Annotated in this window: 13 protein-coding genes; 1 reads left to right on the top strand and 12 read right to left on the bottom strand. The window is 62.2% G+C overall.

Annotated features, from left to right (window positions below; genetic code table 11):
• Nucleotides 1–67 precede the first annotated feature (67 nt).
• The 9 genes from B5F79_RS05970 to B5F79_RS05930 all read right to left on the bottom strand — a co-directional run bounded on the left by B5F79_RS05970 (nt 68) and on the right by B5F79_RS05930 (nt 11,171).
• Entirely contained in the window at nt 68–1,099 is a 1,032-nt protein-coding gene (locus tag B5F79_RS05970; protein WP_087218787.1) for a LacI family DNA-binding transcriptional regulator, read from the bottom strand.
• Nucleotides 1,100–1,423: 324 nt separating this feature from the next.
• A complete protein-coding gene (locus tag B5F79_RS05965; protein WP_087218784.1) occupies nt 1,424–2,938 on the bottom strand; it encodes an FGGY-family carbohydrate kinase in 1,515 nt (504 codons plus the stop codon).
• Nucleotides 2,939–3,015: 77 nt separating this feature from the next.
• Nucleotides 3,016–4,209 carry an autoinducer 2 ABC transporter substrate-binding protein gene (locus tag B5F79_RS05960; RefSeq protein WP_087218781.1) on the bottom strand — a complete coding sequence of 398 codons (1,194 nt, stop codon included), beginning with the start codon at nt 4,207–4,209 and terminating at the stop codon, nt 3,016–3,018.
• 66 nt (nt 4,210–4,275) lie between these two features.
• Entirely contained in the window at nt 4,276–5,292 is a 1,017-nt protein-coding gene (locus B5F79_RS05955; RefSeq protein ID WP_087218778.1) for an ABC transporter permease, read from the bottom strand.
• Nucleotides 5,293–6,282: an ABC transporter permease gene (locus tag B5F79_RS05950; protein ID WP_087218774.1), complete on the bottom strand. Its 990-nt coding sequence runs from the start codon at nt 6,280–6,282 to the stop codon at nt 5,293–5,295. It abuts the gene before it with no gap.
• 14 nt (nt 6,283–6,296) lie between these two features.
• Nucleotides 6,297–7,790, bottom strand: coding sequence for a sugar ABC transporter ATP-binding protein (locus B5F79_RS05945; protein WP_087218772.1), 1,494 nt, complete (start codon nt 7,788–7,790; stop codon nt 6,297–6,299).
• Nucleotides 7,791–7,827: 37 nt separating this feature from the next.
• Nucleotides 7,828–8,793, bottom strand: coding sequence for an aldo/keto reductase (locus B5F79_RS05940; RefSeq protein ID WP_087218769.1), 966 nt, complete (start codon nt 8,791–8,793; stop codon nt 7,828–7,830).
• 58 nt (nt 8,794–8,851) lie between these two features.
• On the bottom strand, nt 8,852–10,078 hold the full coding sequence (locus B5F79_RS05935) for an L-rhamnose isomerase (protein WP_087218766.1): 1,227 nt from the start codon (nt 10,076–10,078) through the stop codon (nt 8,852–8,854).
• A 424-nt stretch (nt 10,079–10,502) separates the two neighbouring features.
• Nucleotides 10,503–11,171, bottom strand: a complete 669-nt coding sequence (locus B5F79_RS05930; protein WP_087218763.1) for a DUF4867 family protein — start codon at nt 11,169–11,171, stop codon at nt 10,503–10,505.
• A gap of 232 nt (nt 11,172–11,403) precedes the next feature.
• On the opposite strand from B5F79_RS05930, the gene B5F79_RS10995 reads away from it, so the two are divergent.
• Nucleotides 11,404–11,757: a sensory rhodopsin transducer gene (locus tag B5F79_RS10995; RefSeq protein WP_158094850.1), complete on the top strand. Its 354-nt coding sequence runs from the start codon at nt 11,404–11,406 to the stop codon at nt 11,755–11,757.
• A gap of 168 nt (nt 11,758–11,925) precedes the next feature.
• Here the strand turns inward: B5F79_RS10995 and B5F79_RS05920 are convergent, their stop codons facing one another.
• The 3 genes from B5F79_RS05920 to B5F79_RS05910 are packed head-to-tail and all read right to left on the bottom strand — an operon-like array spanning nt 11,926 to nt 15,066.
• The gene (locus tag B5F79_RS05920; RefSeq protein WP_087218761.1) at nt 11,926–12,240 is read right to left on the bottom strand and encodes a thioredoxin family protein; all 315 of its coding nucleotides are present in this window, start codon (nt 12,238–12,240) and stop codon (nt 11,926–11,928) included.
• 12 nt (nt 12,241–12,252) lie between these two features.
• The gene (locus tag B5F79_RS05915) at nt 12,253–13,170 is read right to left on the bottom strand and encodes an NAD(P)/FAD-dependent oxidoreductase (protein ID WP_087218758.1); all 918 of its coding nucleotides are present in this window, start codon (nt 13,168–13,170) and stop codon (nt 12,253–12,255) included.
• A gap of 27 nt (nt 13,171–13,197) precedes the next feature.
• The gene (locus B5F79_RS05910) at nt 13,198–15,066 is read right to left on the bottom strand and encodes an aryl-sulfate sulfotransferase (protein ID WP_087218755.1); all 1,869 of its coding nucleotides are present in this window, start codon (nt 15,064–15,066) and stop codon (nt 13,198–13,200) included.
• Nucleotides 15,067–15,068: the final 2 nt, after the last annotated feature.

Here is a 15,068-nt window from a genome sequence, read left to right as displayed (position 1 = left end):
TTGACATGAAAAACCACCCCGTCCCCTCTGTCGGCAACTGCCCCGCCCCCTTTGTCAGCCCCCGTTGCTATGAGATCACGCGGACGCTCTTGCCGTAGTGGAAGCCGGGTCTAAGGATCACGCTCTCGGGCACCCGCGCCTCCGCCTCGGCATCGGACTCGTTGAGGCGCTTGACCAGGAGGTCGAGCGAGCGCTCGGTGAGCTGCCCGACGTCCTGCTCGACGGCGGTGAGCTTGGGGTTGAAGAGCAGGTTGGCAACGGAGTTGTCGTAGCTCACCACAGAGCGGTCGCGCGGGACCTGGTGGCCGCTGTCGTACATGCGCCTCAGAAGACCCACGGCAATGGCGTCCGAGCTGGCAAAGACGGCGGTCGCGTCGGAGTCTCGCAGCTGGCCGGCCGCACGATACGCCGTCTCGATCTCGTAGTCGCTCTCGATGACGTAGTCGCGATTGAACTCGATGCCCGCCTCGTCAAGGGCGCGGCGATATCCCGCCAGACGGAGCTGGCCGGAACGGGAGTGGACGGAGTTTACGATACAGGCGATCTTCCTGTGGCCGCTGTCGATGAGGTGCTTCGTGGCAAGGTATCCGCCCACCTCGCTGTCGTAGAGGACCTCGTCGCAGGCTATCCCCGCGAGCGTACGGTCCACGAGGACCAGCGGCACGGGAAGGCTCTTGATCTTGTCAATGAGCTCGTGGTTGCGCACGAGGTCGTCGCTCGTCACGAGGAAGATGCCGTCGACTCCCTGGTTGAGAAGAACGTCGACGAGCTTGGGGTCGTTCCCGGCGTTGTTGCTCGAGTTGGTGATGAGCAGCGAGTATCCCAGCTCGCGGCAGAGCACCTCAAAGTGCTTGGCTATGGACGCGAAGTAGGCAACCTCGAGGTCCGGGACTATGAGGCCAAGAGAGTTGGAGCGACGCTTGACGAGGCTGCGCGCGATCTGGTTGGGAATGTAGTGCATGCGTCGCGCGGTGCTCTTGATCTGCTCGCGAACCTCCGTCGAAACGCGGCAGGGCTTGTTGTTGAGCACGTTGGAGACGGCGGTCGTAGACACGCCAACCTCATCGGCAATCTGCCGAAGCGTCACCTTCGTAGCCATTGGTATCTCCCAGGACACTCGCGTATTATCTTGTCTAAAAGTATCAAAGACCAAAGGACAAATAAAGCGAGAAGAACGCCCGTACCCGTCAGCCGCGCTTGAGCCGCAAGGCAGAGGCCCCGCCCCCGGGAGCGGGGCGGGGCCGATGATGGGCCTGAGCTCTATGGTGGTTGGGAGAAATGTAGGAGGAAGGAATAAGCCATAAAGGAATGAGCGCTTAACTCCGGAGAGAGCCCAGACCATCCCAGCGCGCCCCGGCAGATGGGGCACGCTGAATCGCCAGTCTCCGCAGGCCGGCAGATGCCTTAGGAGACGCGATGGCACCTAGTTTTCAAAGTGCTCCCAAGCGGCACCGAGACCATCCACGACGGCTCGGTACGTCTCGTACTTCTTTCGGTACACCTCGGCGTACTCGGGGCGCGGCTCGACCGTCTGCGTGATGGTGACCGTTCGCTCGATTGCCGTGGGGAAGTCGGGGTAGATCCCCGCGGCAATCCCGGCCGCCATCGCCGCCCCCTGCGCGCCGAGCTCCTTGTCCTCGATGACGCTCACGGGAATCTGAAGGACGTCCGCGAACATCTGGACCCACACGCGCGAGTTCGCTGCTCCGCCGGAGAGGCGAACGGTCTTGGGCTTCTCTCGGTTGGCGAGGAGCTTTCGGACGTGAGTCCAGTGGGAGAACACGATTCCCTCGTAGACGGCCCTGAGCATGTGCGCCTTGGTGTGGAACGCGGTCAGGCCGACGAAGGTCCCCTTCGCGAGGGCATCCTCGTTCGAACCGTTGAGGAACGGCAGGAAGATGACGTTGCTGTCCTTGGGGTCGATGTCCTCGACGAGCTTGTTGGTGAGGTCGTAGATCGAGCCGCCAGCGGCCTTTGCCTCGGCCTTCTCGTACGACATGAGGTTGCGAATGAACCACTCCATGTTGCCAGCCGAGGTAGGGCTGCTCTCCTCGACCAGGTAGTAGCCAGGAATGCAGAACATGGAGTTCAGGGCGACGCTGCCATTGGTGACGGGCGTCTTGCGGATGAACTCGTTGATGCTCCAGGTGCCCGCGACCATGCACATCTGCTCCTCATCGGAGAGGCCGGAGGCGATACCGCAGGCGTTCACGTCAAACATGCCGGCCGCAACGGGGATTCCCGCGGGAAGGCCCGTCTCTCGCGAGGCCTCCTCCGTGACGTGTCCGCACACGTCGTAGGAGTGGCGCAGCTCGGGAAGCTTGACGTATGCGTCCTCGAGCCCAAAGAGCGCCATGAGCTCGCGATCGTAGGCATGGGTGGTCAGGTTGACGAGGTTGCCGCCGGAGAAGTCCGTGTAGTCCGCGTACGCCTCGCCGGTGAGGCGGAACCTGATGAAGTCCTTCACCGCGAAGATGTAGCGCGCACGCGCGTAGGCCTCAGGCTCGTTGTCGCGAAGCCACGCGAGGATGCTCACGGGCTGACAGGCAAGAATCTCCTGGAACGTCTTCTCATAGACCTTCCGGGCGGTCCCGTCCTCGTTCCACCTCTTGACGTACGCCCAGGCGCGGGCGTCGGTTGAGATGATGCCGTTGTAGGCGGGCCTTCCCTCCTCGTCCACGAGGTAGAGGCCCTTCCCGTGACCAGAGAAGGAGACGCCCGCGATGTCCTCGGGGCTCACCCCGGACTTCTCGATCGCCTGCCTCACGGCCTGGGCGTTGACGCTCCAGAGCTCGTCCATGTCCCGCTCGGTGTAACCAGAGCGCGGGGTAAGCGTCACGGTGGGCACGCTTGCGACGGAGACCTGTCGCCCGTCCTCGTCAAACAGGGCCGCCTTGGAGAAGGTCCCCCCGTTGTCAATTCCCATCAGGTACTTCATGGAGACTCCTCCCAGACGTTGCGGGCGACCGGCGCCGGGCGCACGGGGCTGACCCGGCGCCGGTCACTCTCGGGGAATTAGGACTTGAACTTGTCGACGGTGTCGACGGTGAAGACGGCCGGATCGCCGAGGATGATCTCGCCGTTCTTGACGACGTGACCCTCGGACGGGTAGGTGGAGACGCCCTCGACCTGGTCGGTGCCGGAGAGGTTGGAGACCCAGTTGCCCTCGGCGAGCTCGTCGTTGCACGCGGCGACGGCGGCGTTGACGGCGAGGTAGCCAAGGTCATAGGCCTGCCACAGGACGACGGTGGTCATGGTGCCGTCCTCGAGGTACTGGGCGCAGTCGGTGGGAACGCCGATACCGTTGAAGATGCAGGTCTCGGTCATGCCCTTCTCCTGGATGGCCTCGTAGACGGCCGCGTCCGCGTTCGTGGTGAGCACGAACAGGGCGTTGGTGTCCGGGTTGGCGGCAAGGGTGTTGCCAACCTGGGTCTTGGAGGTCTGGTAGTCGTCCGCACCGTAGATGATCTCGGTGTCGGGGTCAACCCTGACGTCGAGGTGGGCGTAGGCATCGGCCACGGTATAGCCGCCGGCCTTGGTGTTGGCCTTGGCGGTGTCGAAGTCGATGGAACCGTCATCGTTCATCGGAATCTCGTAGTCGCTGAAGTAGTTCTGCTTGACGTACTCGATCCAGGTGTTCTGGTTCGGCGTGGTCGGGTTGGTGGAGACGAGGTAGACGACTGCCTTCTTGTCGGCGGTGAAGCCCATCTCGGTCATCTTGGCGGCGATGTCGTCAAGGCCGGCGACGGCGATGCCGTTGGGGTCGGCCTGGTTGACGAACCAGTTGCGAGCCTCGGGGCCCGGATCGGAGTCGAAGCCGATGACCTTGATGCCGGCGTCCATGGCCTCCTGCAGGGCGGAGTCGGTGGTGTTGGCGTCGAGGGCAGCGAAGCAGATGGCGTTCTCGCCCTTGGTCGTGGCGGTCTCGATGTAGGTGGCCTGACGCGCGGCAGTGTTGGAGCCGGAGGGGTCGCCCTGGATGGTCAGGTTGACGCCCAGGTCCTCGGCGGCCTTGGTGGCGCCGCTCTCGACGGCGTTCCAGAAGTTCTCCTGGCGGATCTTGCCGATGAAGGTGATGTTGAGGGCGCCCTCGACCGGGGCCTCACCGGTGCCGCCGGTGGTGTCGCCGCCGTTGTCGCAGGCAGCCATGGTCAGAGCCGCAGAGGCAGCCAGACCGGCAGTGATGAAGTTCCTACGCGTGACGTTCATGATCCTTTCCTTTCCCTTCCTTTTGCACGCTAGCGTGCTCCCAGACTGCTTCTGCAGTCCCTTCCGCTAAGAGGTCTTTTCCGGAGCGGAGCTCTCGTTGAGGTTGGCGAGCGCCGCCTCACGGCTTGCCTGGCGCTTCCTGATCTCGCTCTGCGTGAAGGCCACGAGCGCGCACAGGAGAACGACGCCGAGAATGAAGTTGTAGACGTCACCGCTCATGCCCATGAGGGCCAGGCCGCGGCGAAGCACGCCCACGATCAGCGTTGCGACGAAGGTGCCGCGGATGGAGCCCGTGCCGCCTGCGACGCTCGTGCCGCCCAGGACGACGATGGCGATGACCTCGATGTTCATGTTGAGGCCGGTGGTCTGGTTGATCTCCCAGGAGCTGCCGAGGAACATGACGCCGGCAACCGCGCACATGACGCCCATCATGACGAAGATCAGGCACTGGATCATCTTGGCGTCCACGCCGGAGAACATGACGCCGTTCTCGTTGTGGCCGATGGCGTGCAGGTACCTACCCAGGGTGGAGCGGGTGTCCAGCAGGTCGAAGATGATCCAGAACACGATGAGAATGACGAGCTGGATCGGAACGATGCCGAGGACGTCGCCCCTGAGGAAGTCGACGAACGCCTCGCCGGAAGCATAGGAGTGCGTGCCGCCGATGAACCAGGTGATGGCCTGGAAAACGTACATGGTGCTCAGCGTGACGAGCCAGGAGTGAATCTTGGTCTTCGCGACGATGATGCCGTTGATGAAGCCAAAGAGCGCACCGGAGGCAAGTGCGATGAGCACGGACGGAACGAGCGACCCCGTGGCGCCGTACGCGGTGCTGAAGAACATCGCGGAGGCGCACATCAGGAAGCCGACCGAGAGGTCAATGCCCGCGGTGAGGATGATGAACGTCATCGGCAGGGCCATGACGCCAAGGTATGCCACGTCGGTGGTGGTCCCGAGCAGGACATCGGGCCTGAAGAACACGCCCCTGGGGATGATCAGGCCAAATGCCACGATCAGGAGAATCAGGATGACCGTAAGGACAACCGCGTTGGAGATGTTGAGCTTCTTCTTCCCGATTTTCATTTAGTTCGCACCTCCCTCGAGATTGGCGTCCTTCTTCTTGCGGCCTCCAAAGAGAGCTGCGAAGTCAGTAACGGAGCTGTAGACGGCAATCAGGACGACGACGCCGTACGTGAGGTACAGCCAGGCGTTGCCGAGGCCCCAGAGGATGCAGGCGCGCTGCAGCATGGCAATGAGGAACGTGGAGATGAGGATGCCGATGGGACGACCGGTTCCGCCGAGGATGCTCACGCCGGCGACGACGGCGATGGGGATGAAGTACATCTCAAGGCCGTTGGTGCCGGAGGGCTGGACCTGGGATGCCGGGAGCCAGTACATGATGGACGTGATGCCCAGGAGCGCGCCGGACATGACAAACGTGAGGAAGACGACCTTCCCGTTCTTGATGCCGGCGAGCGTGGCGGACGGCTTGCTGCCACCAACGGCGTAGATGGTCTTGCCAAAGCGCGTGTACTTCATGAACCACATGAAGAAGACGAGGATGGCGAGCGAGAAGAACAGCATCACGGGAACGACGCCTATCTTGGCGTTGCCCACGTTGGAAATCTCCATCGGAATGTTGGAGACCCAGCCCGCGTTGGGGAGCAGCGGGAAGATGCCCAGGTGAAGCTTGACCATGGCAAGGGAGACGACCATCGTCGGAACGTGGAACTTCACGTTGATGAAGCCGATGATCGCCGAGTTGACCATGCCGACGAGCATTCCCACGAGAATGACCAGCGGGATGGGAACGCCCATCTTGAGCAGGTTGCCCGTGAAGAAGCCAATGAGGCCAAGGACCGTGCCCGCGGAGATGTCGATCTCGCCGAGCATGACCACGAGCATGAGGGCAAGGCCGCCAACGATCATGTAGGACACGTCCTTCAGGAAGGAGAACATGTCCTGGCCGAGGTTCGACGTCGCAACGAGCACGCCAAAGAAGATGGCCACGAAGATCGCCAGGATGCCCTCGCGAGAAGTGAAGAAGCTGACGACGGGATTCTTTTTGTTCATGGGTTCCCTCCTTCCTACAGTGCCATACCGAGGACCTTCTCCTGCGAGAAGTCCTTGCGCTCGACCTCGCCGACCTTGCGGCCTTCCTTGATGACGACCACGCGGTCGCTCATGCCCAGGAGCTCCGGCATCTCGGAGGAGATCATGATGATGGAGATGCCCTGCTCGGACAGCTGCTTGATGATCTTGTAGATCTCGGCCTTGGCACCGACGTCAACGCCGCGCGTGGGCTCGTCGAGAATGAGGATCTTGGGCTTCGCGCAGAGCGCCTTGGCAAGAAGGACCTTCTGCTGGTTTCCTCCGGAGAGGTTCTCGACCACGAAGTCCTTGTCGGGAGCCTTGACGGAGAGATCCTTCATGTACTTCTCGACAATCTGGTTCTCGGTCTTGAAGTCGATGAAGGTGCCCTTGGAGATCTGGTACAGGATCGACATCGTGAGGTTTTCCTTGACCGACATCGGTACGACGAGGCCGTACTTCTTGCGGTCCTCGGAGAGATAGACGAGGCCGTTGTCGATGGCGTGACGGTAGTTCTTTGCCTTGAACGGCTTGCCAAAGAGCTTGATGTCGGCGGTATAACGTTTCATCAGACCACAGATGCACTCCGCGCTCTCCGTTCGACCAGCTCCGGCGAGGCCGGCAAAGCCGAGGATCTCGCCGCGGCGAAGCGTGAAGTCGATGTTCTCGAGCAGGCCGGGCTTGGTGAGCCCCTTGACCTCGAGCACCGGCTCGCCAATCTCGACGTCGGCCTTGCAGTAGAGCTCGCCGACCATCTCGCGACCGACCATCCAGGCAATGAGCTGCTGCTCGGTGACCTCGCTGGTCTTTGCCGTCTTGATGAACGAGCCGTCGCGGATGACGGTCACGCGATCGGTGATCTCGAAGATCTCCTCCATGCGGTGGGAGATGTAAAGCATGGAGACGCCGCGCTCCTTGAGGCGCTGGATGGTCTCAAAGAGGGAGCGGACCTCCTTCTCGGTGAGGGCGGCGGTGGGCTCGTCGAAGATGAGCACCTCGGCGTCGTAGGTGAGCGCCTTGGCGATCTCGACCATCTGCTTGGCGGCAACGCCGAGGTTGTCGATCTTGTCGTCGAAGCTGATGCCGCTGATGCCGAGGAAGTTGAAGATCTCGGTCGCCTTGGCCTCCTCGGCGGCGTAGTCGATGTTGCTGATGGGGCCGATCTTCTTGACCGGCTCGTGCCCCATGAACATGTTCTCGAGGACCGTGAGGTCCTTGAAGAGGCTCGTCTCCTGGAAGATGATCGCGATGCCCTTGCTGTAGGCATCGTTGGGCTCGTTGACGGTGATCTTCTCGCCGTTGAGGTACATGTTGCCGGAATCGGCCTTGTACACGCCCGTGATGACCTTCATGAGCGTGGACTTGCCCGCACCGTTCTCGCCGCACACCGCGTGAATCTCGCCGCGCTCCAGCTCGATCTGCATGTCGTCAAGCGCCTTGACGCCCGGGAAGCTCTTGTAGATGTGCTCGAGCTTAAGAATCGTGCTCACGTGAACCTCCTTTCCTTGGTTCGTGGCAGCGTCCCCGCTAGATGTCGTAGTCCTCCGCGGTGAACGGAACGTCGAAGGCCTTCATGGCATCCTCGAGCGCCTCGATGTCGCGCGGGCCGTAGAGCGGCGCGCAGGGGAACTTCTGCTGGCCAAAGAAGCCAAGGACCACCTGGGAGACCGTCGCGCCATAGCGCTCCATGAGCTCGACCACGCGCTTGGCGACACGAAGGTTGCCCTCCGTGTAGTACGGGCTGTCCTTGACGGCGTCCTCGCCCTCGGCGACGTAGCGGTGGAAGAAGCCGCTGCAGACGCCCATGAACGGCATGAGGAGGTTTCCGCGGTTCTCGTCGTGATAGGCCTGCATCTCGGCGTCCGCGTACACCATCGTGTCGTCAGCGAGCGGGTTCATGTACTTGTAGCCAAGGTTGAGCAGGGCCTGGTTGGCCACGAAGCCACGGTAGCCCTTGGACTTGGCGTACTCGTCGGCGGCGCGCATGCGCTCGGTGCTCCAGTTGGAGCAGGCGTAGTAGCGCACCTTGCCCTGCTGGTGGAACTCCTCCATCACGTCAACGAGCTGCTCCACGGTCTGGGTCTCGTCGTCGCGGTGGTAGAAGTAGATGTCAATGTGGTCGGTGCGAAGCTGCTTGAGGGAGCTGTCAAGATCAGAGACCATATCGGCCTTGGTCATGCGGCTCTTGTGCGTGTCGGGGTGCTCGCACGCCATGTCGGGGTGGCCGCCCTTGGTGATGAGGACCACCTGGTCGCGCTTTCCGCTGCGCTCGAGCCAGTCGCCCACCACGCGCTCGGCGCGGGCGATCTCGGGCGGCACCCAGTCAGAGTAGACGTGGGCGGTGTCGATCAGCGAGCCGCCATTGTCGAGGAAGGCATCGAAGATCCTGTCCGCCTCCGCCCCGTCCCACAGCAGACCCGCATCCGCGGTTCCCAGGCCAAACGGCAGGAACTCGAGGTCTGTGTCGGGAATCGAGACCATCTTCCTTTCCATGTCCTTCTCCTCTCCTATCCTTGCGCTCCCATCGCACGGGCGGGAGTCGCTCTCCGTCTTACTGGACGATGCCCTTGACCCACTCGCGGCCAGGAACGCCCTCAGTCTCGCAGAAGTAGTCCCAGACGAGGCCGGCCGGCAGCGTCTTGGCCTCCTCGTGAAGGGCGAGGCGCTTGGCGTAGTTGCCCTCGGCCTCGGCCTTCTTGAGCTCCTCAACGGGGTTGAGCAGGGCGAGCATGAGGCACTTGCGGGCATCGCGGGCACCAATGACCGTGGCGGCGATGCGCTCGATGGAGGCGTCGAAGAAGTCGAGGCCGATGTGCACCTTGTCGAGGGCGTCGCACTTGACGATCTCCTCCATGATCTGCTTGGTCTCGTCGTCCACGGAGACCACGTGATCGGAGTCCCAGCGGACGGGACGGCTCACGTGAAGCATCATCTCCTCGCCAAAGGCGATGTAGGAGGAGATCTTCATGGAGACCTGCTCGGTGGGGTGGAAGTGACCGGCGTCCATGCACATGATGCAGTTGTGGTTGCTCATCACGTAGTTGGTGTAGAACTCATGCGAGCCGGGCACGTAGTACTCGGAGCCAAGGCCAAAGAGCTTGCTCTCGACGGAGTCGATGTTGTACGCGCGGTCGATCGGCTCGGCGAAGATCTGGTCGAGGGAGTCCTTGAGGCGCAGGCGCGGACCAAGGGTGTCGGCGGTGTAGTCCTTCATTCCGTCGCCGATCCAGTGGTTGGTGATGCAGGGCTGACCGAGCTCGCGACCGAAGTACTCACCGATCTTGCGGCAGCACTTGCCGTGCTCGATCCAGAAGTCGCGAACCGCCTTGTCGGGGCTGGCAAGCGTCCAGCCGCTGTCCGACATGGGGTGCGAGAAGTACGTGGGGTTCATGTCGAGGCCAATGTTGTGCTCCTTGGCAAAGTCGACCCAGCCCGCAAAGTGCTTGGGCTCGAGCATGTTGCGCTCGGGCTTGTCATCTGTCCACGGATAGATTGCGTGCAGGGCGAGCTTGGTGGCGCCGGGGATGCAGTCGAGGGCCTTCACCAGGTTGGTCATGTACTCCTCGCGGCTGTGGGGCTTGCCCGGGGCGTCGCCGATGGCCTGGATGCCACCGGTGAGCTCGGAGTCGAAGTCCTCGAGACCGGAGAGATCGTTGATCTGCCAGCAGTGCACCGAGATCGGGGTCTTCTTGAGAAGTTCCAGGGCCTTGTCGGTGTCGACGCCAAACTCGGCGTACTGCTCCTTGGCAATCTGATAGTTCTTCTCGGCAGTGCTCATTCCCTTCCTCCTTCTTTGACTCAACTCATATAGAGATTCTTACCGGTGCCGATTGGCTGCGATATTGGCGGGCGCTCCCACTCCACCTCTGATTTGTATGGTTATACGTTTAATCACTGCCAACCAACACAAGTTTTTCTGACTAGCAGATTACCGCTGGATTACGAGCGGTTCACCTGCAAACACATATCTATCGGGGGAACGGTCGCGCATCGTCCGTAAACGGTAGTAGCTCTACCTGCGCAAACTGGTACACCGGGGTTAACTTCCACTTTGGAGCGGGTGGTACTTGGGACATCCGACACCTTTACGAGGCCATTGGCCACATTCGGCGGCGTCACGTGGCCCCATCAGGATGACGATGGGAGCCACGTGACGCTACGCTTCAGGAAGCTAAATCAATTATTTGTTCATTTCCCAGATGCTAGTAGGCAATCTCCGGGTTCTCGCCCACGATTCCGACAAACGCCTCGGGAGCCATGGAGGAGCGGGCCTCCTCGTGAATGAGGACCCACTTGTTGCGCTCGAGCAGCAGGCGGTTCATGCCCTCTTCCCTCTTCACGGGACGCTCGAGCGGAGTGTTGGTGCCCATTGCCTGGATAACCAGCTGACGAACGCCGTCGGGGCCGGCCTGGCAGGGGCTCCAGTGAAGCGTTGTGGCATAGAGCTCAACGCAGGTACCCGCCGGCACGAAGAAGTAGCGCGCCTTGGCGGTGTCAAATCGATCGTCCACGATGTCCGTCAGCTTGCCCAGGATGAGGACAACGTCCTCAAACAGCACGAGAATCTCGCTGCACTTGTGCCACTCGACCGCATTGAGCTTGTGAGCGTGACCGTTGTAGTAGCCAATCTGAGCGGGAGCCTGGCCATAGAGGGTGTCAACGATGTAACCCGTCTCGTCCCCCATGTTCATGAGCTCGTCCGCGCAGGGGATGTAGAACTCGTCCTCCGGCATGGGGGTCGCGCGGACGAACGCCTCCATCTTGGGGACGGACACGCCCTCGTGAACGCAGCCGAACTCGACAAACGAGGGGTCAAAGACAGACATGATGTCATACGCGGGGTTCTTCTCGCGCAGCGTCTCAAGAGACATGTGTCTTCGCTTTCCGAGGACCGAGTGGAGCGCCCCGTCCGCTGGGTACCATCCCCCAACCGCGCGCCCCTGTCAACCGACAAGTCACGGATGGTGCCGCTCTTTCTTGCCAACGGCAGCCACGCACCAGCTGCTTCGACCAGATTTCCCAGAGGGCTTGCGCAATCCACGCCCTTGGGATACAACTTACTTGCTCCCACTCCACCGCTCGCTAGAGAGCGGTGATTTCATCATGAAGTGGTACATCCCCGACTGCTATCTGCACTCCAAGAGCAACGGCGAGTTCGTGAGCCACGAGGCCGTGTGCATCCTCAACACCAGCTGCTCCGACATCGATTTCTCCCTCACCCTCTACTTCGAGGACAAGGACAAGGCAGGCGGGTACTCCGTGACCGTGCCGGCCGAGCGAACGATTCACGTGCGCCTTGACAAGACCGTCAGCGCCGACGGCACGCCCATCCCGAGGGACACCCCCTACGCCATGGTCATCGAGTGCGAGGGCGACCACTCCGAGGACGTCTTCATCCAGTACACGCGCGTCGACAGCTCTCAGCCTGACCTCGCCCTCGCCACCACCATCATCTAAGGGCTCGCAAAACAGACGGCGCGACAGGGGGACAGAAGGGAGACAAAAGGGACAGGGCAGTTTGTCACGCTACGGCGTGACAAACTGCCCTGTCCCTTTTGTCTCCCTTCTGTCCCCCCGTCTGTTTTGCACGTTTCAGGCACGTCCCGTTTTGTGCATTTCAGGGGGTTAGGCAGTTGCCTCCTTGATCATGTTCACGATCTCAGGCTTCTGGCGAAGGCCGGCGGAGCGGGCGACCTCGGCGCCGTCACGAAGCAGCACGAGCGTCGGATAGCCCTTGACGCCAAACTCCTCGACCACGTCTGCGTTCTCGTCAAAGTCGAGCTTGGCGATGGTGACGTCGTCGCCAACCTCCTTGTCGACGTCGGCAAGAATGAACGCGAGCATCTTGCAGGGTCCGCACGTCTTGGAGTAGAAGTCGACGAGCACCACCCCGTTGCCACGAATCTCATTGAACTCAGCGCTGGAAACGTCCTTAATCATCAGATTCTCCTCTCATCTGGCAGTCTTGAGCCAATGCGCGGCAGAACGGGCCGCCACGGCACCGTCCGAGCACGCCGTCACAACCTGCCTCAACTCCTTGGCGATGCAGTCCCCCGCGGCAAAGAGCCCGGGAACCGAGGTCCGCATCCCCTGGTCGGCGATCACATATCCCGCCTCGTCAAGCACGCCGAGGTCACTCACGCAATCGGTCACGGGATCGAGGCCCACGTACTCAAAGGCGTGCTGGCAGGAAATGACCTCCTCCTCGCCTGTCGCGGAGCAGCGGACCCTCGCGGCCTCGAGGCACGAGCCGCCCTCAAAGGAGACGACGCTCCACCCCTCGCGGATCGTCACGTTCTCCCTGGCACGGAGGAGGTCGCAGGAGGCGGGGTCGGCTCGCATGGTCCGGCGGACAAGCACGGTCACGGACCGGGCCACCTCCGAGAGGAAGAGCGCCTCCTCCACGGCGGAGTTGCCGCCACCGACAACGATGACGTCCTGGCCCTTGCAGGCGGCCCCGTCGCACACGGCGCACCAGCTCACCCCGTTGCCCTTGAACCGGCCTTCGCCTTCCACCCCAAGCGTGCGCGGGCTCGTTCCCGTTGCCATGACTACGGCACGCGCGCTCACGGGATCGTCCGGGTACTCCGAGCTCAGGAGGGAGAACCCGTTCTCGGTGCGCTCGACGCTCGTGACCGTGCGATAGTCGAGCGGCACCCCCAGCTCCTGGGTGTGCTCATACATCTTGATGGCGAGCTCAGCGCCGTTGACCGTTCCCATGCCCGGATAGTTCTGAATCTCGTTCGTGTTGATGATCTGCCCGCCCGGCGCAAGTCTGTCGAGAAGGACGACGGAGAGGTTGGCGCGGGCACCATAGATGGCGGCGGTCATTCCCGCCGGGCCGCACCCCACAATCGCCAGATCGTACATGTCTTCTCCTTTCTCAGCAGCCTCGAGCTAGCAGGTGATCTCAATGCCCGTCTCGAACTCCGCGTCGTCCACGACCACGCAGACCTCGTAGGTGCCCGACAGACCCTCCTTGCTCACGCTCATGGAGACGCTGCGCGGGTCGTTCTTGATGAAGGTGCCGCAGCACAGCGCGTTGAACTTGTTCTTTGCCGTGCTGATGAAGTAGCCGTGCCGCTCCTCGCCCTTCTCGAGCATGAGCATCACGAGCTGGCCGCTCTCGAAGATGGCGTCAAAGGTGAAGCGGTCCTGTTCCTCGGTGATGCTCGCCTCGTAGCGCTCCGGCAACATCTCGCCCGTGCGCGGAACGGGGATGAGCGTCTCGAACTCGCTCGTCACTCCAATCGAGCCAAGCCGCTCCGCGGGGCCGAGCGGGGCGTTGTCCTGGTCGTGGTAGAGCGAGAGCTTCTCGGCACGGTAGAAGTTGCCCGTGATGCGCAGGTCGAGCATGATGCGCCCGTCGCGAATCTCCACCGTCTCGCTCTCGGCCCGCACGTTGGGATCGTTCTGCATGAGAGCCGCGGGGGTCTCGGAGGCGTGCTCGCCGTAGTACTGGATGCCACCCGAGTGCACCATGTACCAGTCCCTGCCGTAGAGCTCCACGTTGCCGATGTAGGAGGAGTAGAAGTCCTCCCCGAGCTCCTTGCCGTACTGCCAGACCTGCTCGACGGTCATGTCCTCGCGGTTGATGCGATAGCGCACGCCGCGAGAGAAGTTATCCTTGTTGAGCAGGAACTCCTCGCGGATCTTCGAGCGAAAGCGCCCGTTGTCGAAGCACATGATGTCGCCGTTGGGCGCCACGAGGCAGCCGTGCTGCTCGTAGAACCAGTCGAAGTCGCCGTCCCCCACCTGGCGGAAGAGGTAGCGCTGCTTGTCCTCGGGCCACGTCCTCGGGTCGCCGAGAATCCACTTGAGCTCGCCCGTGTCATAGTCGATGCTCACGATGCAGTCGGTGTGGCGGCCGCTCAGCACGATGGCATTGTCGTTGCGGTCGTACCAGAGGGCGTTGTTGTGGAACCAGTCCTTCTGGGACCAGCTGCCCGACTTGCCCTCGCCGGGGACGAGGCAGTCCTTGAGGTCCCAGCGGCGCAGCTCCTCGCCGGTCTTGCGGTCGAGAAGAACGACCTGGTCCTCCACTGTTGAGAACGTGGGGCTCTCCGTCAGCACGAGGAGGTTTCCGTCGTCCATCTCCCACTGGTCGTGGTGGTAGCCACCGGGGATCGAGTACTCGCGGACGATCTTGCCCGCGAGCGTCATCTCGTAGAGGCCCGTCATGTAGTAGGGCATCTCTATGACGCGCTCGGTGCCAATGAGGACGTTGCCGTTGCGCAGGCGCTTCATGTCAAAGACGAGCGGCTCGTTGAGGTGCCAGCGGATGTCGCCGCGGTAGTCGAAGCCCGTGGCGAGCGCAGCGAGGGAGGGCGTCACAAAGATGAGGTCCTCGCCAAGGTAGGAGGGGGTAGTCTCCATACGAACGAGCTCGGGCGCGTTGTCGCCCAGGGGTTGCGTCTCGATCTCGATGGTGTGCGCAGAACCCTCGTAGGGCGTGAGGTCGACCCTGTTTCTCCTGCCCGGATACAGGCCAAGGACGGGAAGGACGTGCCTTCGCGCCGGCGGGAAGGTGTGGGAGATGTCGCCCTCGGGCTCGATGCCCCTCACGGTGACGCTCACCGCCACCTCCTCCGGCGTCTCAAAGCACACGAGCGCCGCAAGGGGGTTGATCAGATAGGGGTTTACCTTGACGAGGGGGTTCTCGATGTCATACGACCCCCTCTCGAACTCGTCCAGGACCGCGCGCTCGGAAAGCTCCTGCCTTCTGGCGAGCGACTCCTGGAACGCATAGGGAATGTGGTTCGTCATGG

This window comes from Olsenella sp. An285 (assembly GCF_002159625.1).
GTDB lineage: Bacteria > Actinomycetota > Coriobacteriia > Coriobacteriales > Atopobiaceae > Thermophilibacter > Thermophilibacter avicola.
The sequence above is the reverse complement of the archived record's forward strand: the minus strand, read 5'-3'. Positions and strand labels throughout refer to the sequence as shown.

What these genes read in the sequence shown, in the direction of transcription:
- B5F79_RS05970 (WP_087218787.1), bottom strand. Translation starts at nt 1,099, where the DNA reads ATGGCTACGAAGGTGACGCTTCGGCAGATTGCCGATGAGGTTGGCGTG.
- B5F79_RS05965 (WP_087218784.1), bottom strand. Translation starts at nt 2,938, where the DNA reads ATGAAGTACCTGATGGGAATTGACAACGGGGGGACCTTCTCCAAGGCG.
- B5F79_RS05960 (WP_087218781.1), bottom strand. Translation starts at nt 4,209, where the DNA reads ATGAACGTCACGCGTAGGAACTTCATCACTGCCGGTCTGGCTGCCTCT.
- B5F79_RS05955 (WP_087218778.1), bottom strand. Translation starts at nt 5,292, where the DNA reads ATGAAAATCGGGAAGAAGAAGCTCAACATCTCCAACGCGGTTGTCCTT.
- B5F79_RS05950 (WP_087218774.1), bottom strand. Translation starts at nt 6,282, where the DNA reads ATGAACAAAAAGAATCCCGTCGTCAGCTTCTTCACTTCTCGCGAGGGC.
- B5F79_RS05940 (WP_087218769.1), bottom strand. Translation starts at nt 8,793, where the DNA reads ATGGAAAGGAAGATGGTCTCGATTCCCGACACAGACCTCGAGTTCCTG.
- B5F79_RS05935 (WP_087218766.1), bottom strand. Translation starts at nt 10,078, where the DNA reads ATGAGCACTGCCGAGAAGAACTATCAGATTGCCAAGGAGCAGTACGCC.
- B5F79_RS05930 (WP_087218763.1), bottom strand. Translation starts at nt 11,171, where the DNA reads ATGTCTCTTGAGACGCTGCGCGAGAAGAACCCCGCGTATGACATCATG.
- B5F79_RS10995 (WP_158094850.1), top strand. Translation starts at nt 11,404, where the DNA reads ATGAAGTGGTACATCCCCGACTGCTATCTGCACTCCAAGAGCAACGGC.
- B5F79_RS05920 (WP_087218761.1), bottom strand. Translation starts at nt 12,240, where the DNA reads ATGATTAAGGACGTTTCCAGCGCTGAGTTCAATGAGATTCGTGGCAAC.
- B5F79_RS05915 (WP_087218758.1), bottom strand. Translation starts at nt 13,170, where the DNA reads ATGTACGATCTGGCGATTGTGGGGTGCGGCCCGGCGGGAATGACCGCC.
- B5F79_RS05910 (WP_087218755.1), bottom strand. Translation starts at nt 15,066, where the DNA reads ATGACGAACCACATTCCCTATGCGTTCCAGGAGTCGCTCGCCAGAAGG.